The organism is Lysinibacillus sp. FSL P2-0066, from assembly GCF_037969495.1.
GTDB lineage: Bacteria > Bacillota > Bacilli > Bacillales_A > Planococcaceae > Lysinibacillus > Lysinibacillus boronitolerans.
The window spans coordinates 284,977-309,097 of sequence record NZ_CP150202.1; the positions used below are offsets into that span (position 1 = coordinate 284,977).

Below are 24,121 nucleotides of genomic sequence, written 5' to 3' on the forward strand. Positions count from 1 at the left end.
TTCTTCCTCCTAACTTCAATAGAATAGCATAAGAGAGAAGAAAAGAATTTAATTTTATTTCTAAATATTCAGGCGTTTTTTTGTACTTATTCCAAAGCGATTAGTCACTGTTCATTTTGCTATGTAATAAGTACAATTTAACGGCTGCAGCTAGGCGTTCATAAAAAACATAATCATTATCTACGGGTGCTACTAGCTGACGTATTTTAGCCATGCGATAGCGGATTGTATTTGGATGACAGAATTGTGCTACAGCAACTTCCTTAATATTTCCTTTTTTAATGATATAGGTTATGGCGGTCTCCATTAAGTCTGGATCAGCCTTTTTATCAAGTAAAGGGGCTAAAAAAGAGGTAACATAGTCCATTGCGAATACTGAATCTTTACGGTACAACTCGATTAATAAACAATCGGACGCGAGATTCTTATAATGACAGCTAGGGAGCATATCGATTTCAGCGAAAATATTAGCAAAAAAAGCTTCGCGTAATGCAATGGGAAATCCTGTCTGGGTATCATAGCAACTGCTATAGCCGAAAGTGATTGTATCAGTGGGTATGGCATATAATGCTAGCCATTCACATAACACCCTTTCAAATTGGAACTGCTGAGATGAATGTGTCATGATAATAAATAGACTTTTTTTATAAGAACAAATCAAACCCGATTTTAATAGTGGCTCCAACGAGTGAAAGGACTGCATCCGGCTCTGGTGGATTGGATCACTTGCTCGTAAATTTGCTATAAATACATATTTTTCAAAGGGTTTATTGAGCTGTTGTAAAATGGATTTTATTTGCTCCTGTGTTACATCTTCCTCCATTAACCTTCGTAAAATCGTCTCTAAAAAGTAGGAATAATCCTGTGTCTTAGCATAAGCCATCGTTTCTAAAATGATTTTTTCAAAAAACTCATCTCCACCAAAGCGCAATATAGGGAAATTATGCTGCTCTGCATACGACAAAACTTCTTCAGGTAATTCCTTAAAAATAACAGGCTTATAGGCTAAAGCACTCGCCCCAAGCTCAATTAGATTTTTAACAGCATTGAATAAATACTCAGGCTTTTGCTTTGCAAATAATAAACTACTTAACACAACACTGTTGGGGGTAAAGATAGTATCCCTGACATGGTGGATATCAGGTGAAAATTCAAAGTCTAATATTTCTACATTTTGAACAGCTTTATTTAAGCCGTTGTGACCAGCAATAACAGTGAAGTCTTTTGTAATAGGTAGTTGTAAAAATTTTTCTACATTCATGAATGGATCATTGCCTTTCCTGTAGTAAGCTTCTAGCTTCTATTATAAAATTACTTGTTCATAAAAAACCATTAGTATGAATCCACCAAAAAAATCTGCTCATTCAGCGGTATACCGCGAAGTGAGCAGATTTCCAACACTTATCGTTTAGATATTAGCAAAAATATTTGGCTTTCTAGTTCTCTGCGGATTTGCTTGCTCAACTGCATGGCCAACATTTAAAATGCGTCCTTCTTTATAGGCTGGACCAATAATTTGTAGACCTATTGGTAAGTTTCCTTTAAAGCCACAAGGAACTGAAAGGGCAGGTAAGCCTGTTAGGTTACTAGGGCCTGTAAAGCGGATAATATTATCGATTAAATCTACTTTTTGACCGTTTAACTCTGCGAAATCATCCCCAATTGTACTAGCTACAACAGGTAGGGTTGGGGTAATGAGCACATCTACCTCATTAAAAATCTCTGTAAACTCCTGCTTGATTTGACGACGTACCTGCTGAGCCTGTAAGTAATCGACTGCAGAAGGCAATTCACCAAGCTCAAATAGCAGACGAATATCGTCACCAAAATCTTGTGGTCTCTTTTGTAAATCTGAATGGTGTATAGCTGCTGCCTCTGAAAGGGATGTCACAAGCTCTGCCCATTCTGCATATTGTAGGGATGGAATACGCACTACTTCTACTTTAGCGCCTTGATCCACTAAGCTTTGAATACTCGCTCTAACAGCCTTCTCTACATCAGCATCAACATTTTTAAAGAAATATTCTTCATTGATACCAATTACTAGATCCTTGATATTGCCAGTAATCTGCTTCTTATAGTTGTCTATTGGAATATCAATGCAAGTAGGGTCTCGATGATCAAAACCAGCAATGATTTCGAGCAAGCCCGCTGCATCCTTAACGGTCTTTGTCATCGGGCCAATATGGTCTAAGCTCCATGCAAGCGGGTAGCAGCCATATTTACTTACACGACCGTGTGTAGGTTTTAAACCAACAATGCCGCAAGCAGAGGATGGGATTCGAATAGAGCCTGCTGTATCTGTACCTAGTGAAGCAACACTTGCTCCAGCTGCAACAGCCGCACCAGAGCCGCCACTTGAACCACCAGGAATTTTATCTAAATCCCATGGGTTACAAACAGGACCGTAATGAGGGTTGTTATTGGTAATTCCCCAAGCATATTCATGCATGCTTAACTTGCCAGTGAAAATAACACCAGCGTCACGAAGCTTTTCAACTACTGTCGCATCATAATCAGAAACGAAGTCCTTATGAATTTTTGAGGACATCGTTGTTATTTTATCTTTAAAATACAAGTTGTCCTTTAAGGCCATAGGTATCCCATGATACATACCCTTGTAATGACCTTGGAGAATCTCCTGTTCAACTTCTTTTGCCCTTGCTAAGGCTTCTTCCCGATAAAAAGCCATATAGGAATTAATTTTAGGCTGACTTTCCTCAGCAAAATCTAAAATAGCTTTCGTTAATTCCACGGGAGATAGCGTCTTTGATGCAAGTAAAGGTGCCAACTCTTCAACAGATTTTAAATGTAAATCAGTTGTCAATGTGATCACCTCCAGGAATACTACGTACTGCGATGTCTGCATCATCAATCGCAATACCTTCTAAATTGCTACGAAGGGACTGCATACCTTCCCAGCGTGTTTTTAATAGTTCAAGGTGTTCAGGTTTCGGTGTAATTCCTTTGTTCTCCAGTAATTGTTGAATAGACAAGCTCATTAACAGGATCCTCCCTTGAATAATTTTTATCTAAATAGGTTTCCCTATTAAGATCGATACAGTAAAAACACAAAAAAATATAATAGGTAATATAAACCTATTATTACAATCATACACTATTATTAGTTTATATCAAATAAATTATTTGCAATAGTTTTAATATTATGAAATATTTACTAGCCAAATGTTTTGTTAAATCGTATGTAGGAACTCGCTCTTTTTACATTCGATTCACAGTCTATTTACAATCAAAGCGTACAATGAACCATAATAACCAAATGAAGAGGTGCAAGAATGGAGTCTGCAGTGGGACAAAGGATAAAAACAAATAATTTATTTTCTTTTTTAAAATATTTATATAGTCAACATCAAAGCAGTTCGTTATATATGAAGCGTTTAAAAGCATTGAAACAAATTATTCAGCATAACGATTTACATACATACTTTCAACCTATTGTAGATTTACAGTCAAAGCAAACAATAGGGTTTGAAGCATTAAATCGACCTATACCTTCAACATTATTTAATAGTGTGGATCAGTTTTATGAGTTTGTAGGGCAAACAGATTGCGTTTTTTTATTTGAATGTTTTTGTAGAAATCTTTCCTTGCAACGTTTTAAGGAACGTTTACACAAAGACTTGGCGAATAAAAATTTTTTAGTGTTTCTTAATATACATCCGAATGTTTTATTAGATAAAAAATATCATAGTGGAGAAACACTACAATTACTGAAGGAGCTTGGAATTAAACCTCAGCAAGTCGTTTTTGAACTAACTGAACGGAGTGCTGTAATAGATTTTGTGGAGTTTGAACGAGTATTATCGCATTATCGATCACAGGGTTATCGCATTGCCGTAGATGATGTAGGATCAGGCTATAATAGTTTGAAAACGCTGATCTATTTAAAGCCAGAATTTATTAAACTAGACCGATCATTAATTCAATTCATTGACAAAAATAGTGAACAACAGCAGCTTGTTACATTGTTAATGAAATATGCCGAACAAGCCAATACAAAAATCATCGCTGAAGGGATTGAACGACAAGAGGAGCTTGATTATCTGCATCGTATCGGCATTCATTATGCACAGGGTTATGCTATAGGAAAGCCTGCAAAGGAAATATATATGGGGAAAATAAGGGTGGGTGACCATGAAGATAGGGGAAGTCATTGAGAAAGTTCCGTGTATTGATGAATTTGTGAAAAATAAAGAAGTAGATGTACTTTTTACAAGTAATCCATCGTTGCGTAGCGTTGTTGTTGTGCGTGATGAAAAACCAATTGGACATATTACACGCACACATTTCTATCAAAAAATCGGTACTCGGTATGGCTATCATTTATTAATGGAACGTCAAAATCAGCTGATGATAAAGAAAAATCCTTTAATCGTTGATCGTAATACACCAATCACAGAGGTCAGTACATTAGCTATGGCTAGACCTCCTGAGGATTTATATGATGATGTCATCGTCACGAAAAACAAGCTTTATTATGGCATGGTTAGTATTCGAGAGTTATTGTTAAAGCTTGTTGATACACAAGTAGCCATTGCAAGCTTCCTGAATCCATTAAGTAGTCTTCCTGGCAATAAATTAATCGATGAAAAATTAGAGGAAGCATTACAGCTATCGCAATATAGTTTAATCTATTTTGATTTAGATCACTTTAAATCCTACAATGACACATATGGCTTTAATAAAGGCGATAAAATTTTACGGTATTTAACAGAAATACTAAAAAGACATATCTGCGGCGTAGAGGATTTTTTAGGACATATTGGTGGAGATGATTTTGTAGCTATTCTACCTTATTACGAGGTAGAAAAGATGTGTCAAAAAATTATTGATGACTTTGATGCCAACATACTTAGTTTTTATGAGTTGGAGGATTTAGCATATGTTCAGGTAGCTAATAGATCTGGCGAACTGGAGCCTTTAACATGTACATCCTTATCCATTGCCATAATTACGAATGAATATCAGTATTTTGACTCCGTCGAACAATTATCCAATGCGGTAACACATGTAAAAAAGCAGTGTAAAAAAATAGCGGGTAGTTGTTACCTCATTAATAAACAACAAAATTATTTTGTTCATTAGCAAACTATGCTAGAATTACGGAACTAATATGTAAAATATATGAAAATTTAAATAAAATTGATATATATTTTGGTTACAGGAGGTTTAGATGGATTCAAGAAGACTGCACATTTGGCAACCCGTCACTTGCTTAGAAAGAGCCCAAATCGTTAATGCCACATTGAATTATACAGATCGAGGGCTCTGCTTAACATTAATAGATCGAAACAATACAGAAGTTGATATTATCTATGATAAGATGTCTCCTATTCACGATTATGTTTGGTCTTTTCGCTATACTGGAGAAATCCCACGATCTGATTTAGTAGACATGGTCACTGAAACCATGACCCAAGAACAATCTAAAAATTCTTCAGCAGAATGGTTTTATAAAATGAGCAATTCAGATTATATAGAATGGTTTGATCAACTCCCGTGGATTGGAAGCAAAGAAATTCCTACCGTAGAACATCATATCTACTGCTATAATGACGGTGTGTTTGACATCATTAGTGACTACGAACCAAGATTTGTAATTAGAAAATAATACTTAAAAGGCTGCCCCTGCACTGTTAAAAACTAACAGTATAGGGGCAGTTACTCATTTGTCACCAAATGTAGTGGCATTGATTAAACTAGCTATACATTTACAAACATTTTTTATGAGCTTTTCCATGATTAATCCTTTGTCAGAGGATGATTGTTACGCCATTTTTCGGGGTATAATCCTTAGCAAGAAAGCATTCTGTTATAGGAATTTATTAATCTTAATAAAACATACTTGAATTATAGGGATTATGGGTATATAATTCGATTACATTATTATAAAACATCTTAGGAGGCATTCCATTGTCGAATTTACAAATCATTCTTAACGTAGCAGTGTTGCTTGTGTTCGTTGGAATTTTATATGTTATGAATAAAAAGCACGTTAAGTTTTCTAATCGTGTTTTCGCCGGTTTAGGCTTAGGGATTGTACTTGGTCTTGGACTTCATTTTATTTATGGTCTCGATTCTGAAGTATTAGCCAAAACAACATCTTGGTACAATATTATCGGTACTGGGTATGTGAAACTGCTCCAAATGGTAGCAATGCCTTTGGTATTTATATCCATTTTAATTGCATTTACTAAAATGAAGATTGGAAAAAATTTCGGAAAAATGGCAGCACTTATTTTAGCCATTTTAATCGGTACAACAGCCGTTTCGGCAGCTGTAGGGATTCTTTCTGCAACAGTCTTTGATTTAGATGCAACACAAATTTTACAAGGTGATGCAGAAGCTGCACGTGGTCAATACCTTGAAGAAAAAACAACGGGCTTAGCAGCTCCTGATCTACCAACACAAATTATTGAGTTATTCCCAGCAAATCCATTCCTTGATTTAACGGGTGCTCGTTCTACGTCAACAATTGCGGTTGTAATTTTCTCTGCATTCCTTGGTTTTGCTTATTTACGTGTGGCACGTAAGGATGAGGGAACAGCAGCAACAATTAAAAAAGGCTTAGATGCTATCTATGCTCTTGTAATGGGCGTTGTAACAATTGTATTACGCTTAACGCCATACGGAATTCTAGCGATTATGGCTCGTACTGTCGCAACATCTGATTTTGGAGCGATCTACAATTTAGGTAAATTTGTGATTGCTTCTTATGTAGCATTATTTATTGTTTTAATCGTACATTTAATAATTCTTACATTAAGTGGTTTAAATCCATTTACGTATTTAAAAAAATCAGCAGAAACATTATTATTCGCCTTTACATCACGTTCTAGTGCGGGTACTTTACCGATGAATATTAAAACGCAAACAGGTCGTCTTGGTGTATCTGAGGGGATTGCAAACTTCTCAGGCTCATTTGGTTTATCAATCGGTCAAAATGGTTGTGCAGGTGTATATCCAGCAATGTTAGCCATTATGATTGCACCAACAGTCGGCATTAATCCACTTGACCCTGTGTTTATTATTACAGTTATTGCAGTAGTAGCTGTAAGCTCGTTTGGTGTGGCAGGTGTTGGTGGTGGTGCAACATTTGCAGCTATCCTTGTATTATCAGCACTTGATTTACCAATTGCTCTAGCAGGTGTATTAATCTCTGTTGAGCCTTTAATTGATATGGGTCGTACAGCGTTAAATGTAAGTGGATCAATGACAGCAGGTGTTACAACAGCACGTATTACAAAAGAATTAGATACAGAAATGTATAATAATAAAGAATTAGGTGCTCAGGTAGCAGACCTATAAGATCAAAAAAGCCCCTTTAAAGGTAAAACTTTAAAGGGGCTTCTGCTTTATACGATTTTTACATAAAAATCCTTACCGTTGATTAATTCGGATAGCTCAATTTGATAATTTTGTTTATAGTAATCATAAATATTGTAGGCTAAACCGGAGTGTCCATTCAAATAGGTTCCCTTTTTAATCTCTTTACGTGGATTATGGAAATCAAAATATAAGCGTGAATCATGACTCATTGTATTTAAAATAGCAAGAAATTCTTGTTCTTCAATATGAATTCCCCGTGTATACCGACATTCTCTACGATACGTATCATGTGATACATTTACGGGAGAAGCTTCAAGAATCATTTCAATATGTTTATTCAAATGATGACAGCTCCTTTCAAATTATAGGTAAAAACCATAAGAACAATCAGCTTTATTAATTCTAGTATATAATTGTCAGAAAATTATATCAATATTTTTCTACCAGTTTTGCTGTTGAATTTCTTCTGCTATTAGTTGTAAGTCATAGGCAGTTACTGTTAAAAGCTTATAATCATGGGACTCCATATATTTTTCTGCAAGCCGTTTGATATATTTCGGTGAACCCTCATTTTCTTCATCATAAATTAATAAAAGTCCATCTGTATTTTGGATAATAAATTTGTCCTTCTCAATAAATTGCCAAGGAGCTTCATACGGTTTTTTGGTCACGCTTGTGACAAAATCAGCTTGGGCAATTAATGCTTGATACTTTTCTTTTTTATGATCTTGCCAATTTTTCTCTTGCTCTAAAAAAGGTGTGATCACGGCGTATTTTAAAAGTGGAAATTCTTTTTTTAACATTAAAACAACTTCAGCACTCCAAGTTTCTACGCCCTGCTGACCGCTAATAATAACCCATTCGAGTCCTTCATCAAGCAGTGTACGCAGGTGAGCTTCCAGTGCTTTCTTTATGATAACAATACCGGGATGTTTATCATTAAAGATACCAAGCTCATGTGGTTTATAGCCAGTAATCATAATACGCTGTAACAACAAAATACCCCCTAAGCTGTATAGTTGTAATACTAGTATACAGCAAGGGGGCGAATGATATCGATATTGTCTATGAAAAGGCAAATAGTGTTAAAATTACTGCTACAGCTGCACAAATGCCTAAAAACCACCATGAGTCTGTAAAGTCTTCTTTTGTGTCACTATTCATAAAAAATAATTCCTTTCTAATTTGCTTGTTTGAGGGGTTTTACTTTACCTGCCCAGTCCAAGACCAATTTGTCCATATTCGTAAGATTGTTTCAAATGGACCACGTTTAAATTTCTTTAAATAGGCAAGGCTGAAAACACATTGCAAGCTATAAACAACGATTCCGAAAAGGATTCCGCCAAAGACTCCTAATTTGCCGTATAGGCCAAGGCCATAGCCATAAAAAACAGTTGTACAAATGATAGTTTGTAGTAAATAATTGGTTAGTGATAGTTTGCCAACGCTCTCAAAAGCAGGAGCCAGTTGTTGAACTGGACGTGTGTTATAAATGTATGCTGCGAGGCAAACATAGCCAATCGCTAATAACTGGGAGCCACCCATTAATAAGATAGAAGAAAATGCACTTTCACTTTCTATAAAACTTACACTTTTACATACGAGTCCAATGGGTACAAGGAGAGCACCTAGCTTATACCATTTCATTTCCTTGTTCATCTCCACGAAGGCTTGCTTCTTAGCAAGCGCCATCCCAAAAAGGAATAGTGGTGCGTAGAACATAGGTGCAAAAATTAATATAATGAAAATAAATGAAGAATCCTCCATTCCTGGTACTTCGGCATTAGCTCTAAAATCAAAAATTTCTAAGTAGCTGCCGTTAGCGTAAACATCATCCGCTTGCTGGATGTATGTGTCTATCTCTTTTTGTTCTTTTTTAGACGTTTCCATAGAGCCGTATGTTAAAGCTGTTGTTAATACAAATAGAATTCCAGCCCAAATAAATAAAGTTTTTGGTTTACGATTAATAAATGGGATTAAAAATAACATCATACTGCCATAGGAAAATAGAATATCGCCTTCCCACAATAAAATTGAATGTAATAAGCCAAGGGCAATTAATCCTGTTGCACGACGTAAAATCGACCAGCGGCTTTTAGTCTTTTTTCTGCGGATGGATTCAATTAATTTAATAAGTGAGAAGCCGAATAAAATAGTGAAGATGGGCATGAACGAGCCTTCAATCACAACTTTTACAAAATATAAAGCCCCGTTATCTAAGGTAGAAAGATTATTTAATTCATCTTTGCCATACATCCCGAATTGGAAGATTAGCAAATTTGCCATTAAGATGCCAAATAAACTAAATCCACGCATTGTATCAATGAAAGTAACACGATTAGTTGTCATTGCGTTTTATCTCCTTAATTGGTTATCTTATACATATAATAAATAAGGAAGCTTATGGTGAAATAATGACTACCTTAAAGTAATCTTAAAAGTAGGTGAGGAAATGCAGGAAGCATCAATTTTAGTGTTAGAGGATGAACGTGCCATTGCTGAAATGATTGAAATCATTTTAAGAAAAGAAGGAATTACCAATATTACCTTATGTAATACAATTGACGAAGCAAAAGATGAAATGAATACTAAAGCATTTGACTTTTATCTATTAGATATCATGCTACCAGATGGAAGTGGGCTGGATATTGCGAATAGTATTCGAGAAAAAAGTGACGCCCCTATTTTTTATTTAACCGCAAAAAGTAGTGATGCAGATAAGCTTCGTGGTTTTATGAATGGTGCAGATGATTATATTACAAAACCATTTAATCCCTTAGAGCTTGTAGCACGAGTAAAGGTGCAGCTAGTCCGTTATATGAAGAAAAAAAGTGTACCAGAAAATCACATATTTAGTTGTAGCCGTTTTACATTTGACATTGATGCAGCAGAAATCGAGGTAGACGGTGTAAAGGAAATAATCAGTGGTCGCTTGTTTCATTTATTAAAATATTTATGTGACAATGTAGGGCAAGTGTTATCAAAAGAGCAAATATATGAGCGCGTATGGGGTGATTGCTTATTTGATGATAATACAGTGATGGTACATATAAGAAAGCTGCGAGAAAAAATAGAAAAAAATCCTGGAAAGCCGACATGCATTATCACTGTAAGAGGCATTGGCTATAAGCTTGTTGGGGATATTTCTGCATGAAGCCTGCTGGAAAATTAACTCTTCGTTTTGTTTCGTATTTCATCATATTCTACCTCTTAATTATTTCAGGTTTTATTATAAGCTTGGTGTTTTTTGCTATCTTTATCAACGATCGTGTTGGTGATAATATTCATGTGATGAGCTCCTTTGAAATTGAAGATGATGCAGTTGTAGAGAAAGGGAAGACGGCTAAAATTGCTGATTATTTAGTGGAGAGAGCTGAGGAAAATGTAGGACAGCTCTATTTATTTGATCCATCCATGACGATTGTTGACTATACTGGAGATACATGTGGTCTATGTGGAAAGTCAGATAATGAAATATTGGCATTGCGGCAACCAGGCATGCATACATGGGAACTGCCGAATTACTACTTATTATTTCTTCCGAATACTCCTGTGCAACCACTCTTTGAGGAGGCACTTGAAAACTGGACAGCAACAGGGGACATTTCTGCTGTAACAAAGCAACGTCTAAAAGAAAATAAAGCTAGTGTTGAAATTTATGATGAGCAATGGAATCGGATTGAGGTCATAGGCGAACGCTATGAGAAGCTAAATAAGCCACAATTACTAGAGGAAAAATACGATATTTTCGAGCATGCGGAGCTGAATCAAAGTGCAGCGTTATCCAACGATAAGACATTTGTTGTAAGAATGCCTAACCCATCGTATAAGCCATTTGAAGAGCCTTTTAATAAGGCGATGGTATTGTTTGTTTCTATCTTTTTTGGGGGGCATATTATTTTGCTGTTGGGCGTTCTTTTCTTGTCTATTAGTATTTCACGTCAATTCGTGCGTCCGCTCGTCTATGTTATTTCGCGTATTGAGCGACTTACCCAATTTGATTACAGTGAGATTAGCGACAAAAAAATCCATCATAAAAAGACAGGAAAGCTGAAAAGGAAATTTAAACTGTTCCAACCTGTAGAGGAGTCACTCAACCACTTATCGGAGCGACTTAATTCAAATGAAAGGCAAATCAAGCATGCAGAGCAACTACGTGAGGAGTGGATAACAGGTCTATCGCATGATTTAAAGACCCCGTTAAGCTCAATTTACGGTTATTCAACAATGCTGGCATCGGAGGATTATGAGTGGACAAAGGATGAGATGCGTATTTTTGCACAGACCATGCAGGAAAAGGCAACCTATATGGATGCACTTATTCAGGATTTGACGTATACGTATCAATTAAAAAATAAAGCCATACAGCTCGATAAAGTGGTACTGCCGCTAGCAACATGGCTGCCACAATTTGCAGACGAACAGGTGTGTGTGAAGGTGTATGGTGATGTGTTGTTACAAGCGGATGAGCTTTTACTCAAGCGAATAATGGATAATTTAATTACCAATGCGAAAAAATATACTCCTGAAGGCACGAAGGTAATTGTGGAAGCACAACATACTGGTAAGGAAGTGATGCTTACCATTGCTGATCAAGGACCTGGCATTCCTCAGGAGGTGCTCGATAATCTATTCGAACGCTATTATCGAGGTACGAATACAACAGACGATATAACAGGAACAGGGCTAGGACTAGCCATTACGAAGCAGCTCATTGATTTACACAATGGCACAATTAGTGTCCGTTCAGGTCAGGATGGGACAATCTTTGTGCTAAAATTTCAATGTCATTAGGGTGAATCTCTGTGCTTTCTTAAAATTGTACAAAGGTCTGTCATAGAACTTAGTTTCATTCAACATCGTAAAGAGGTATCAAGGTGTTCATTTGATACCTCTTTTTTTTATTTCTTACAGCGTTCAGCGGGCTGTTCAATTTTTACGTAACGCCATAAGTTATTGGCGATGTCACGGGCTTCTGCGATATGTTCTGTGCCGACGAAGGCCTTACGGAAAGGTGTAAGAAGTGATTCGATGATAAAAAGCTTTGGTTTTTCTTTCTGCAATTCTTCTAATAAGAATTGTGCATACTCCAAACCTTCCATTGTTTCGTTATTTGATAATCCCTTTGTAAAGCCTTGAAGTTGTTCAATAACCATTTCTTTAGTAACAGTTTTATAGTTCACGACATTTTGAATGGTATTGATCATTTCAACACTTACGATAATTTCTTTCGACTCAAGCATAGTGGGTATAATTACGCTAATATTGCGCAATGCTACACGTACAATAGCTTCTCGATTGATATATTTATAATCGGCAATAAAGACAGCACGTAGAGTGAGGTTAATCATTCCGAGTGTTTGAACAGCACATTCATAGCTAATAGGGCTAATCTCTTCGCCAAAGACTTGTACTAGACGATTGGCGAGCCATTCTAATTCTTGTAAATGGTAATTAATAATAATTTTTTTTAGTTCTTTATCTCTTGATTGGAAGATGGATTCGAATATCTGTACTAAATTATGTTCACGATTGACATACATGAGAACAGCGACTTGCTGTGTCAATACTTCTAAATCTGTAGGGTCTTTACCATAGATAAGCTCATGGCGACGATTACTAGCTTCCTCGCGCCCTTCATCTAAAATGGCGATTAAGCATTCATTTTTCGAAGTAAAGTGATTATAAAACGTACCTTTAGAGATTTTAGCCGCATTGATGATGTCATTAATCGATGTATCTAGAAAGCCTTTTTCAATAAAAAGTTCACGTGCTGCTGTTATAATTTGTCTTTTTCTTTTGTTCATAACCTCACCTTTTTTATAATATTATACTCTTATTCTACACTCAAAACGCCTTTATATCAACGATTATAAAAAATATAAACTTATTTGTTGAAAAAAGTAGACTACGAGTATAAAATAAGTTTTATCGTAAAACACAAGAAAGAATTGAGGGATATAAATGAATAGTGAGCAAACAATGAAAAAGCCCCCTTATGGCATGATAGCTATTCTATTTGTGGGTGCTTTTGTTGCTTTTCTAAACAACACATTGTTGAATGTGGCATTACCAACAATCATGAAAGATTTTGGGATCACCTATTCAAAAGTACAATGGTTAGCAACAGGGTATATGCTAGTGAGCGGTATTTTAGTGCCAGCTTCAGCATTCTTTGTGACACGCTTTAAAAATAGACATTTATTTATTACAGCGATGTCCATCTTTACAATAGGTACAATTATGGCAGGCTTCGCTCCTAACTTTGGCATGCTGTTAGCAGGCCGTATGGTGCAAGCAGCCGGAGCATCTAGTATGTCGCCACTTTTAATGAACGTTATGCTAACAAGCTTCCCGAAAGAGAAGCGTGGGACAGCAATGGGGATCTTTGGTTTAGTTATGATTATGGCGCCAGCAATTGGTCCTACATTATCAGGGTATATCGTGGAACATCATGATTGGCGTATGCTTTTCCAAATGATTATTCCATTTGCTTTAATTAGCTTATTATTTGGTGTTTGGAAACTAAGAAACGTGATGGAGACACGTGAAGTTCACTTAGACTTCCTTTCAGTACTTTTATCAACTGTTGCATTTGGTGGTATTTTATACGGCTTTAGTACAGCGGGGGATAAGGGTTGGTCAAGTCCATGGGTATATGGCACAATTACGATTGGCTTCATTGCTTTAATTATATTCGTTGTTAAACAACTGAAAATGGATGAGCCATTACTGGAATTACGTATTTATAAGTATCCAATGTTTGCTTTAGGGTCAGTTATCTCTGTTATTGTCTCTATGGCAATGTTCTCAGGGATGATTTTGACACCGGCATATGTACAGTCTATCCGTGGTATCGAACCATTTGAAGCAGGCTTGATGATGCTTCCAGGAGCACTTGTCATGGGGATTATGTCACCAATCACTGGTAAGCTTTTCGATAAGTTTGGTCCCCGCGTGTTGGCCATTATTGGATTAACGATTACAACTATTGCAACTTTCGGTTTAACAAAGTTAGAAATTGATTCAAGCTACACATATATCGTATCTATGTATACGATTCGTATGTTCGGTATGTCGATGGTCATGATGCCTATTATGACAAACGGTTTAAATCAACTGCCACAAATGATGAATCCACATGGTACAGCGATTAACAATACATTACAGCAGGTATCAGGAGCAATCGGTAGTGCGATCCTTGTAACATTTATGAATAATCGTACAAAGGTTAAAGCGGAAGAGTTAATTGCGGAAGCAAAAGCGAATGCTGCACAATCAGGAGCAGCGCCTACAGCAGAGCAAATGCAACAAATGCAGGATCAAATTATGCAAAATGCCTTATTAGATGGTATTACACACTCCTTCTTAATTGCAACGGGTATAACAGTCATTGCAGTGGTACTTGCATTCTTCTTGAAACGCGTAAAAGTTGAAAGCGCAGCAGCATCAATGGATTTAAAAAAACCAACTAAGAGAGTCCCTAGCCAGTAAATATTTACTAGCTAGGGATTTTTTTATTGTGCACATATGAAAAAAAAATTTAGGATTACTGTTATTTTTCATCATTTTATTTTATATGATAATACTAATTTACAGAAAAATTAGATATTTAAGTTGAGAGGTGCTTATTTGGTAGGTGCATATATAAGTGACTTAGTGAAAGAACGAGAAATTCCAGGGGCTGTATTAATTGTTCAGCAGCAAGAAAGAAGGCTGTTTTCAGGCAGCTATGGAGCCTATACAGCTGAGGACGGCAGCGAGCAAGCTATTTTAAGCCATACGCTGTTTGATTTAGCCTCCTTAACAAAAGTTGTCGCAACACTCCCAGCTATTTTACTCCTGATAAGTCGAAATCAAGTTAATATAACAGATTCAGTTCGAACATTTTTGCCTCATTTTAAATATCCTCTCATTACAATTCAGCATTTATTGCAGCATTGCTCAGGACTGCCAGCAGATTTAATACCTGCAGTTAAGAGACATCATAAGCGTGACATCCTGCAGGAGGTATTGGCAAGTAATGTAGTATGTCAGCCAAATGAACAAGTGCAATATAGTGATTTAGGTATGATTATGCTAGGAAAGGTGATTGAGAAAGTTACAGGCGTTTCATTAAAAAGTTTTGTAGAGCAAGAGGTTTTTAAGCCATGGGGCATGCATCATACATGTTTTCAACTGCCTGAGCAAACAAGAAGGCTTGCAGCATCTACAGAAATGGTGGCAGGTCAATTTGTACAGGGAATAGTCCATGATGAGAAGGCTTTATTACTAGATGGTATTGCTGGGAGTGCAGGTTTATTTTCATGTGCAGAGGATTTAGCAAAGTATGCGGAAATTTGGTTGGGAATCAAGCAACAAACGGTAATTCCATACGAAGAGTTAGAGCTTGCCTATACGAAAACATTTAAAACGAGGGGACTTGGGTTTGAAGTATGGGGAGGAGATGAAGCATCATTTTGTTTTGGTAGGAGGTGGAGCAAGGGCTCATTTGGTCATACAGGATTTACAGGCACGAGTATTTGGATGGACCCTGTAAAAAAGGCATTTGTCATTTTACTAACGAATGCTGTGCATTATGGGAGAAATACAAACATGGGAAGGATTAGAGAGAAGCTTCATACGATGATTTATGAAAAATTACTGATATGAAGGGTGGATCTGCTGGTATGAGACAAAAGAGTAAATGGTTATTGTTGCTTCTTTTATTACTCGTTGTGGGTTTAGTAGGCTGTAACACGAACGAGAAAATAACGACCTCAACAACACCTGATAATGAAGAGAAATCGAAAACTGAAGAGGTTTCGCTAACAATAGGGAGTTGGCGCACAGAAGATGTTGCCAAGTATGAAAAAGTGATTGCTTTATTTAATGAACAACATCCTGAAATACATGTTTCATTTAACCCAACTAAAAATACTGAATATAATACAGTCCTCAATACGGCATTACAGGCTGGAGAGGGTCCAGATATTTTCCATTTGCGTCCTTATGCAGCTGGATTGAAGCTTGCAGAGGCAGGTTATGTTGAGAAAATAAACGGCTTAAATGGATTGAATGTATTTCCTGAAGAAGCTTTAAAGGCTTCTCGTGATGACCAAGGGAATCAGTACGGTGTACCAATTAACTTAAGCTCTACACAATTTTTCTATAATAAGAAGATTTTTAAAAATAATAATCTTGAAATTCCTACTACATGGGATGAATTCATAGCATTAAATGACCAATTATTAGAAAAGGGTATTACGCCAATTGCAATGGGTACAAAAGAAGGCTGGCTATTATCGTTGCTACACGGTATTGTCGGTCCTGCTGTTTATGAGGGCAATGACTTTTACCAAGCAGTGCTCGCAGGAGAAAAGGATTTTACAGATCCGAAGTTTATTGAATCAATACAAGTGATGAATGACTTGAAAAAGTATTTTCCTGTCAATTCAGAAGGCTTAGGAATGGATGATATCCGTACTTTGTTTGCACTAGAAGACGCGGCAATGTTTCCGTTAGGTAGCTGGGAAATTCCTGTTGTATTAGAAATGAATCCAGATTTAGATTTAGGTTATTTTCCTATTCCATCTAAAGAGGGGAATAAAACAGTAACGACCTGGGTTGATGGCTCATTTGCGATCAATGCTAATTCGAAAAATAAAGAAGCGGCTAAAGTGTTTTTAGAGTTTTTAACAACAAAGGAGTTTGGTGAGTTGTTTGTGAAGGAGTTTTCCATGATTAGCGCCATTCCTGGTATAACTTCTGACGATGTATTGTTAAATGATATCAGTCATTCGACTGCAAATGAAGCAACGCCATATATGTGGGTAACTAATTTTACTGGTGGGGACCCAACAACAAAGAGCTTACTTGAAAGTGAGCTACAAGGCATGTATTTAGGTCAAGTAACGCCTGAAGAGGTGGCCGCAAAAATACAGGAAAACGCTAAGACTTGGTTTACGCCATTTCAAAAATAATGAAAGCATCTAATCAGTAGACCCCTGAAGTGCTATACAGGAGTTTAGGGGTCTTGTTGTCTCAGTATTAGTAAAAGGAGGCTGCTCATGATGAGAGAATATACAGCTTCATCAGTAAGAAAACGGAAATCGAGAGCAGGGTGGACTATCCATCTTTTCCCTATACCTGCACTGGTAGTATATGGGTTGTTTGTGCTTTATCCGATAATAGCGGCATTATCCTATAGTTTTTTTGAATGGAAAGGGATGGCTCGTGGCGATTTTATCGGTTTCCAAAATTTTGTGACGCTTTTTACGACAGAACCCTATGGCTCCATGTTTTGGAATGCCTTTAAACATAATGTCCTCTATTTTGTTGTGCAAATGATTGTTATGAATGGATTAGCCTTCTTTCTTGCCTTTATTATTTATCAAAAAGTTAAAGGAGCGGAGTTTTTTAAAGCTGCCTTCTTTTTACCGCGATTATTATCAGTTATTGTTGTAGGATTCTTATGGAAACTCATTCTAAATCCCAATTTTGGTACTTTAAATGTTATTTTGGAGAAATTAGGTCTTGAAACTTTACAAAAGGCTTGGCTTGGTGATCCCAAAACGGCGTTAATTGCCATTATTTTAGTCAATTGTTGGTTTGGATTAGGTTTTGGTGTCTTAATTTTTCTTGCTGGCTTTCAAGGGATTCCAAGTGACTTAGTCGAAGCTGCAAAGTTAGATGGCGCTAAGGGCTTTACTTTATTGCGTACGATTTACTTGCCTTTAATGGTGCCATCAATTATGATCATGGGCATTTTAACATTTATCCAGTCGTTTGAGGCATTTGAATTAGTATATGCAATGCAGGGTTCTATGGGAGAGCCGTACTATTCTACAGATACGTTAGCCGTATTTTTCTATCGCTTAGCATTTGGTAGCTCTACCGCTTCTGGCACAACAGCTATTGGATTGGGTTCGGCATTGGCTACGGTACTATTCTTATTTATATTAGTTTGTACCACACTATTTTTACGTTTTGCCAATAAAAAGAATGTTCAAATGTAAGAGGTGAGTATAGTGAAGCAAGGCGCTATTTGGGTTCGACCATTTTATTATCTTGTGGTGTTTACGGTGGCGACCATTAGTTTATATCCGGTTTTGTTAATGATTTTATCTTCATTTAAAAAGAGCGTGGACATCTATAAAAATCCATTGGGTTTACCGACTAGCTTTAGCTTAGATACTTACCGTACATTATTATCAAAAATTCCATTTACAACGTACTTTCTAAACAGTCTATTTGTCAGTATTGTATCTGTTGTACTAATAGTGGTTGTTTGTTCACTTGCTTCATTTTATATTGCCCGCTTTAAATTCTCCTGGAATCATGCATTGTTCTTTATTTTTTTATTAGGCATGATGATTCCTATAAAACTGGGAATTGTTCCGCTCTTTATTTTAATGCGTGATTTAGGGCTGATCAATTCCTTATGGTCTTTAATTTTGATGAATACCGCGACAGGGATTCCATTATCCATGCTGATCTTAACAGGCTTTTTTAAAACAATGCCTTATGAGCTAGAGGAAGCGGCCCGGATAGATGGGGCGGGGAACTTAAGGGTTCTTTGGCATGTGATGTTACCGTTAATGAGACCTGCACTTGGCACAGTGGTAATTATAAACTTTATTGCTGCATGGAATGATTTCTTCTTCCCACTTATTTTTATTACAGAAAAAATGAAACGGACGATACCTGTTGGAATGATGTCGCTTTTTGGGGAGCATTCGGCAGATTGGGGCTCTCTTTTTGCAGGTTTAACATTAGCTTCATTACCAATGATCCTATTATTCTTGATTGCGTCAAAGCAATTTATGGAGGGGCTGACGGCTGGTGCCATTAAATAGACAATACATTATTGGGGTCGATGGTGGCGGGACGAGAACCCGTGCAGTGATTGGGACCAGAAAAGGTGAGGTGCTGGCTTTTGTTGAAGGAGCTGGAACGAATATAAAATCAATGCCACCAGAAAAGGTAAGGCTTCACATTATCCAGCTCCTTGCCAAGTTACTACAAAAGATAGATGCGACAAAGAATGATATTTCTACAGTGTTCTTCTGCGTGGCAGGAGGCGATCGCCAGGTAGATAAAGAACGCTGGGAGCAATGGATGAGCTTCCTTTTCCCTGATAGCTTCTGTAAGATAACCATCACCAATGATGCAATAGCGGCACTTACTAGCGGTACATTTACACAGCAAGGGCTCGTTGTGATAGCTGGAACGGGTTCTATCGTATATGGTGTTGGAAAAAATCATCAAATTAGTCGTGTGGGAGGATGGGGTTATTTATTAGGAGATGAGGGCAGTGGATACTATATTGGGCAAGAGGCATTGCGTTATATTGCACGACATTATGATGCATTTGGTGTAAATGAGAATCTATTTACTGAGACTATTTTGGAGCATCTGGCCTTAAAAAATCCTACTGAAATTATTACGTATGTTTATGAGCATCCACAGCCCCGAGTAATCATAGCCTCCATAGCTCGAGCGGTGTTACGTTTAGCAGAACAAAATAATGATAGGGCAATGAAAATTATTGAACAGGCTACTCATCATTTAGTTCAATTCATCCAGACAATGTTCAAAAAAGAGCCGCAGCTACAAGTTTATCCTATTGTCCTATGTGGAGGTTTATTCGGAAATTCATATTTTGTTCAATGCTTTCGAGAGAAATTACAGCTTGCTAAAATACCTAATCGACTATTACAGCCAGAAGTGCCTCCTGTTATAGGAGCCTTCGTTAATGGACTTCTCAGTGAAGGAATATCAATGACGGAGGCTTTACAACGAACGATAAAAGAAACTTGGGTGAGCATCCATGAAAAATAGCGTAGGAGGGATTTGATTTCAATGGAACGAATGACAAAACTGACGACTGAAGGCTATCATCCAGATACGACAAATCTAGATTTAATGTCCACTATTGAAATTATAAAGCTGATGAATGAAGAGGATAAAAAAATACCATTAGCCATAGCAAAGGTTTTACCTGAAATCGAACAAGCTATTACAGCTGTTGTACATGCATTAAAGAGTGGCGGTAGATTATTTTATGTAGGCGCAGGAACAAGTGGGCGAATTGGTTTGCTAGATGCAGTAGAATGTCCACCTACATTTAGTACGTCACCAAAGCTTGTGCAGGCAATATTGGCTGGCGGAGCAAATGCAGTAATGATTGCCATAGAAGGTGCAGAAGATGATCTTTCATTAGGAGCGGTTGAACTACAGAAACAACAGCTAACAAACCGTGATGTAGTGATAGGGATTGCAGCAAGTGGTCGAACACCTTTTGTGAAAGGGGCATTAATTTATGCACAACAACTAGGGGCAAAAACAATCAGCCTAGTCAGTAACGCTCATTCTGTTATTAGTGAGCATGCAGATATTGCAATAGAGGTGATTACAGGACCGGAAATTTTAACAGGTTCTACAAGACTAAAGGCTGCAACAGCTCATAAACAAATATTAAATATGATTACAACGACAACCATGATTAAGCTTGGAAAGGTCTATAAAAATTTAATGGTGGACGTTCATGCTAGTAATTTTAAATTGCGAGAGCGAGCCAAACATATCGTCTGTGAGGTAACGGGTGCTTCTTATAGTCAGGCTGAAAGTGTTCTTGAGCAAAACAATTATCAAGTAAAGCTCGCAATTGTGGTGCTACTGACGAATACAACGATTGAGGAAGCAACAGAATTACTTGCTCAAGCAGAAGGGCATGTTCGGAGAGCGGTGGAATTAAGAAAATACTGATGAGAGGGATGGATGGAAGACCTTCTTTTGTCGAAGGATGGGGATAGAAAAATGGAAAAAATGAATGCTGGTTTAATTATGCTCGCAGAAATGCGTGAAAAGTTACCACCCTCGGAAAAAAAGGTAGCTAGCTATATTTTAGAAAACCCAACACGGGCGATTAAAATGACTGCGGTTGAACTAGGAGAAGCAAGTCAAACAAGTAGTGCCGCGGTTATTCGACTGTGCAAATCGTTAAATATTAGTGGTGTTCAAGAGCTGAAATTGCGTATTGCAGGTGATTTACAACATACAATTACTGTAGATCGAGATATTGAGGCAGATGAGGCGTTACCATCAATTGTAGAAAAGGTAACAATGCAAAGTAGTGAAATTTTGTCACAAACAGCTAATTTAATAGATATAGCTGAATTAGAGCGTGCCGTAGCGGCCTTATCACTTGCCCATAAAATTATATTTTTTGGAGTAGGAGCATCGGGTATAGCAGCAATGGATGCCGATCAAAAATTTTTAAGAATCAATAAAAATAGTAGAGCATTTGTGGATTTACATTTAGGAGCTACCGCCGTTGTCAATGCGCAGAAGGGGGATGTGGTAGTGGGTATTTCCTTTTCTGGAGAAACGCATGAAGTGGCTAAAATTCTAGAAATAGCTAACCAAACACCAGCTACTACAATAAGTTTAACGCGCTATGGTAGTTCACTAGTGTCTAGCCTTGCAGACATTTGTTTATATGTATCTCCAAATGTTGAAGCAACTTTTAGAAGTGGTGCTACTTCCTCACGTCTAGCACAGTTACTGGTCATTGATATTTTATTTATGGGGGTAGTGACGAGTGCCTATGAGCAGACAGTGGATTATTTAGATGAAACACGTTCTGTTATTCAAGGGTTGCATAAAAAAGTGGCTAAACGAAAAAATAAAATAAAAACATATTAATATTAGTATGTTCAGCCTGTAGACAAAAGCAAACGAGACGTTTTCTCTCGATAGCTTTTGTCATTTTTCCTTTTCTCCCATATTAAAAATCAGTAAATAGGAACGCCTAGTTCATGACTAATTTATTATTAATTTAAATTTCCATTTTCTCTGTTGCAATGAAGGGAAATTATCCGAAATCATCTACTCTTATTTAGTGTCTTAGTAAGGTAAAAATAACGTTACAGGTAATCGTATTTCTAAGATCTTTTTGCATGAGTGATACCCGAAATAAAAATGAATTCTGTTTTAAGGTATATAGTTAAATATTTTTATAAATTTCTCTCTTAAAATTTCTTATAAGCAACAACAATGTATTGATATTTTGGATTAAATGGTAGGTGAGTTAGTCCATTTTGGAAAAAATATATTTTTTAACCCAATTTTAACCTTGCTATTGTAATGTGCTAGGTAAAGCAATATTTTGTAAGGAGGTTTTAAGAATGGATCAATATGTCGGAGAAATTCGATTATTTGCTGGTGATTATGCCCCAGATGGCTGGGCTCTTTGTAATGGTCAACTATTATCTATTTCCGAAAATGAAATACTTTTTTCTTTGATTGGCACAACCTATGGGGGAGATGGTCAATCAACCTTTGCATTACCAAATTTTCAAGGCAGGGTTGTAGTACATCAAGGACAAAATCCAATGACTGGCACTACCTTTGTCAATGGTCAAATGGGAGGGGTGGAAACCGTCACTTTAAATTCATCACAGCTTCCTGCACATACACATCAGGTAAGGGCATCTTCTCTTGATGGCACAACACCAAGTCCAGAAAATGCTGTTTGGGCAAAAAATATACAATATTCGACACAACCACCAAATAGCACAATGAATGCCGCCATTGTTTCAAGTGTGGGAGGAAACGCTCCTCATAACAATGTAATGCCGTTCTTAACAATTAGTTACATTATTGCCCTTTACGGTATTTATCCAACAGAATAGGAGGTATGAAGGATGAGTGAACCATTTGTAGGTGAAATACGATTATTTGGCTTTGGGACAGTTCCAAGGGGATGGGCACGATGCGATGGGCAAATATTGCAAATTAATACAAACCAAGCGCTGTATTCAATTTTAGGAGCAACTTATGGTGGTAATGGCTCCTCAACGTTTGCATTACCTGATTTAAGGGGAAGAGTTCCAGTTCATGTAAGTAGTAGTATCACACGTGGACAAAAAGCAGGAGAAGAGGTACATGTATTAACAATTAATGAGATGCCGACTCATTCACATATTGTTAATGGTAGTTCAGAAAGTGCTACGTTGAAAGTGGCTTCTGGAAACGTGTGGGGTACATCTGCTAATAATATTTATTCTGTCAATCAACCAAATACTAATATGAACACGCAAGCATTGTCAACATCAGGAAATTCGCAGTCACATCAAAATATGCAGCCATACAGTGTCGCTAATTACTGCATAGCTCTAGTAGGAATTTATCCATCAAGAGACTAGGGAAGGAGGAAGACGAAAGTGTCAGAAGCATATATTGGAGAAATTAGAATATTTGGCGGTAATTTTGCACCAAAAGACTGGGCCTTGTGCGATGGCAAGATAATAAACATTGCCTCGAATAGTGCATTATATGCTATTTTGGGTAACAGATATGGAGGAGATGGAAAAACAACGTTTGCATTACCCAATTTAAATGGTAGAGCAGCTATTCATCAAGGAACAGGTGTAGGATTAACGCCTAGAATTATAGGCAGTACTGGCGGTGCATCCTCTGTATCGCTGTTGGAAAATGAGATGCCTAGTCATAACCATCTAGCAAATTGTAACAATCTTCAAACCACTAATAATGATCCAACGGGTGCAATATGGACAGATCAGCAAGGGAAAGGAACTGTCCCAGTTTATACGCCACAAGTAAATAAACAAATGAATCTAATGACTGTTAATGTTGTTGGAGGAGGTCAACCACATAACAATATGCAGCCATATTTAGGACTGAACTTTATTATTTGTTTATATGGGGAATGGCCTCCTAAGAGTTAACGATTCATTAAATGAAGGGTGTGAAACCAAGAAGGAGA

The 24,121-nt window shown here is 37.0% G+C and carries 24 protein-coding genes; 17 read left to right on the plus strand and 7 right to left on the minus strand.

Annotated elements, in window-relative coordinates:
• Window positions 1-100: 100 nt before the first annotated feature.
• The 3 genes from MKZ14_RS01410 to MKZ14_RS01420 all read right to left on the minus strand — a co-directional run bounded on the left by MKZ14_RS01410 (window position 101) and on the right by MKZ14_RS01420 (window position 3,002).
• Window positions 101-1,261: a PucR family transcriptional regulator gene (locus MKZ14_RS01410; RefSeq protein ID WP_333006360.1), complete on the minus strand. Its 1,161-nt coding sequence runs from the start codon at window positions 1,259-1,261 to the stop codon at window positions 101-103.
• A gap of 147 nt (window positions 1,262-1,408) precedes the next feature.
• A complete protein-coding gene (locus MKZ14_RS01415) occupies window positions 1,409-2,827 on the minus strand; it encodes an amidase (protein WP_016991753.1) in 1,419 nt (472 codons plus the stop codon).
• The gene (locus MKZ14_RS01420) at window positions 2,817-3,002 is read right to left on the minus strand and encodes a hypothetical protein (protein WP_009373346.1); all 186 of its coding nucleotides are present in this window, start codon (window positions 3,000-3,002) and stop codon (window positions 2,817-2,819) included. Before MKZ14_RS01420 ends, MKZ14_RS01415 begins: the two co-directional genes overlap by 11 nt.
• Window positions 3,003-3,296: 294 nt before the next feature.
• Here MKZ14_RS01420 and MKZ14_RS01425 point away from each other — a divergent pair, with 294 nt between their 5' ends.
• The 4 genes from MKZ14_RS01425 to MKZ14_RS01440 all read left to right on the plus strand — a co-directional run bounded on the left by MKZ14_RS01425 (window position 3,297) and on the right by MKZ14_RS01440 (window position 7,329).
• Window positions 3,297-4,178, plus strand: coding sequence for an EAL domain-containing protein (locus tag MKZ14_RS01425; RefSeq protein ID WP_312125614.1), 882 nt, complete (start codon window positions 3,297-3,299; stop codon window positions 4,176-4,178).
• Window positions 4,156-5,106: a GGDEF domain-containing protein gene (locus MKZ14_RS01430; RefSeq protein ID WP_036075391.1), complete on the plus strand. Its 951-nt coding sequence runs from the start codon at window positions 4,156-4,158 to the stop codon at window positions 5,104-5,106. Before MKZ14_RS01425 ends, MKZ14_RS01430 begins: the two co-directional genes overlap by 23 nt.
• Window positions 5,107-5,194: 88 nt before the next feature.
• Window positions 5,195-5,632, plus strand: coding sequence for a hypothetical protein (locus MKZ14_RS01435; RefSeq protein ID WP_333006358.1), 438 nt, complete (start codon window positions 5,195-5,197; stop codon window positions 5,630-5,632).
• A 302-nt stretch (window positions 5,633-5,934) separates the two neighbouring features.
• The gene (locus tag MKZ14_RS01440; protein WP_333006357.1) at window positions 5,935-7,329 is read left to right on the plus strand and encodes an L-cystine transporter; all 1,395 of its coding nucleotides are present in this window, start codon (window positions 5,935-5,937) and stop codon (window positions 7,327-7,329) included.
• Window positions 7,330-7,376: 47 nt separating this feature from the next.
• Here the strand turns inward: MKZ14_RS01440 and MKZ14_RS01445 are convergent, their stop codons facing one another.
• The 3 genes from MKZ14_RS01445 to MKZ14_RS01455 form a co-directional block, all read right to left on the minus strand.
• A complete protein-coding gene (locus MKZ14_RS01445) occupies window positions 7,377-7,691 on the minus strand; it encodes a hypothetical protein (protein ID WP_036075397.1) in 315 nt (104 codons plus the stop codon).
• Window positions 7,692-7,790: 99 nt separating this feature from the next.
• Window positions 7,791-8,345, minus strand: a complete 555-nt coding sequence (locus MKZ14_RS01450; protein WP_333006356.1) for a DUF1273 domain-containing protein — start codon at window positions 8,343-8,345, stop codon at window positions 7,791-7,793.
• A 208-nt stretch (window positions 8,346-8,553) separates the two neighbouring features.
• Complete coding sequence (locus MKZ14_RS01455) at window positions 8,554-9,699, minus strand: DUF418 domain-containing protein (RefSeq protein ID WP_333006355.1); 1,146 nt, start codon at window positions 9,697-9,699, stop codon at window positions 8,554-8,556.
• A 103-nt stretch (window positions 9,700-9,802) separates the two neighbouring features.
• Between MKZ14_RS01455 and MKZ14_RS01460 the strand changes: the two genes are divergently transcribed.
• Together MKZ14_RS01460 and MKZ14_RS01465 are read left to right on the plus strand one after the other, a co-directional pair.
• The gene (locus MKZ14_RS01460) at window positions 9,803-10,504 is read left to right on the plus strand and encodes a response regulator transcription factor (protein WP_333006354.1); all 702 of its coding nucleotides are present in this window, start codon (window positions 9,803-9,805) and stop codon (window positions 10,502-10,504) included.
• The gene (locus MKZ14_RS01465; RefSeq protein ID WP_036075408.1) at window positions 10,501-12,144 is read left to right on the plus strand and encodes a HAMP domain-containing sensor histidine kinase; all 1,644 of its coding nucleotides are present in this window, start codon (window positions 10,501-10,503) and stop codon (window positions 12,142-12,144) included. The genes MKZ14_RS01460 and MKZ14_RS01465 overlap by 4 nt, the downstream gene beginning before the upstream one ends.
• Window positions 12,145-12,251: 107 nt before the next feature.
• Here MKZ14_RS01465 and MKZ14_RS01470 read toward each other — a convergent pair whose 3' ends face one another.
• Complete coding sequence (locus tag MKZ14_RS01470) at window positions 12,252-13,157, minus strand: TetR/AcrR family transcriptional regulator (protein WP_036075411.1); 906 nt, start codon at window positions 13,155-13,157, stop codon at window positions 12,252-12,254.
• A gap of 157 nt (window positions 13,158-13,314) precedes the next feature.
• Between MKZ14_RS01470 and MKZ14_RS01475 the strand changes: the two genes are divergently transcribed.
• From MKZ14_RS01475 to MKZ14_RS01525, 11 genes are all read left to right on the plus strand, one after another.
• The gene (locus MKZ14_RS01475; protein ID WP_339280587.1) at window positions 13,315-14,844 is read left to right on the plus strand and encodes a DHA2 family efflux MFS transporter permease subunit; all 1,530 of its coding nucleotides are present in this window, start codon (window positions 13,315-13,317) and stop codon (window positions 14,842-14,844) included.
• Window positions 14,845-14,982: 138 nt separating this feature from the next.
• On the plus strand, window positions 14,983-16,002 hold the full coding sequence (locus MKZ14_RS01480; protein ID WP_333006352.1) for a serine hydrolase domain-containing protein: 1,020 nt from the start codon (window positions 14,983-14,985) through the stop codon (window positions 16,000-16,002).
• Window positions 16,003-16,019: 17 nt separating this feature from the next.
• On the plus strand, window positions 16,020-17,312 hold the full coding sequence (locus tag MKZ14_RS01485) for an extracellular solute-binding protein (protein ID WP_333006351.1): 1,293 nt from the start codon (window positions 16,020-16,022) through the stop codon (window positions 17,310-17,312).
• A gap of 87 nt (window positions 17,313-17,399) precedes the next feature.
• On the plus strand, window positions 17,400-18,347 hold the full coding sequence (locus MKZ14_RS01490; RefSeq protein ID WP_333006350.1) for a sugar ABC transporter permease: 948 nt from the start codon (window positions 17,400-17,402) through the stop codon (window positions 18,345-18,347).
• Window positions 18,348-18,359: 12 nt separating this feature from the next.
• Complete coding sequence (locus MKZ14_RS01495) at window positions 18,360-19,187, plus strand: carbohydrate ABC transporter permease (protein WP_052125300.1); 828 nt, start codon at window positions 18,360-18,362, stop codon at window positions 19,185-19,187.
• Window positions 19,174-20,172, plus strand: coding sequence for a BadF/BadG/BcrA/BcrD ATPase family protein (locus tag MKZ14_RS01500; protein ID WP_128568191.1), 999 nt, complete (start codon window positions 19,174-19,176; stop codon window positions 20,170-20,172). The genes MKZ14_RS01495 and MKZ14_RS01500 overlap by 14 nt, the downstream gene beginning before the upstream one ends.
• 21 nt (window positions 20,173-20,193) lie before the next feature.
• Window positions 20,194-21,099 (plus strand): N-acetylmuramic acid 6-phosphate etherase, encoded by a 906-nt coding sequence (gene murQ, locus MKZ14_RS01505; RefSeq protein ID WP_016991768.1) that lies wholly within the window; start codon window positions 20,194-20,196, stop codon window positions 21,097-21,099.
• 51 nt (window positions 21,100-21,150) lie between these two features.
• On the plus strand, window positions 21,151-22,038 hold the full coding sequence (locus tag MKZ14_RS01510; RefSeq protein WP_312125591.1) for a MurR/RpiR family transcriptional regulator: 888 nt from the start codon (window positions 21,151-21,153) through the stop codon (window positions 22,036-22,038).
• A gap of 482 nt (window positions 22,039-22,520) precedes the next feature.
• Complete coding sequence (locus tag MKZ14_RS01515) at window positions 22,521-23,027, plus strand: tail fiber protein (protein ID WP_016991770.1); 507 nt, start codon at window positions 22,521-22,523, stop codon at window positions 23,025-23,027.
• A gap of 12 nt (window positions 23,028-23,039) precedes the next feature.
• On the plus strand, window positions 23,040-23,540 hold the full coding sequence (locus MKZ14_RS01520) for a tail fiber protein (RefSeq protein ID WP_333006349.1): 501 nt from the start codon (window positions 23,040-23,042) through the stop codon (window positions 23,538-23,540).
• Window positions 23,541-23,558: 18 nt separating this feature from the next.
• Entirely contained in the window at window positions 23,559-24,083 is a 525-nt protein-coding gene (locus MKZ14_RS01525; protein ID WP_333006348.1) for a tail fiber protein, read from the plus strand.
• Window positions 24,084-24,121 lie beyond the last annotated feature (38 nt).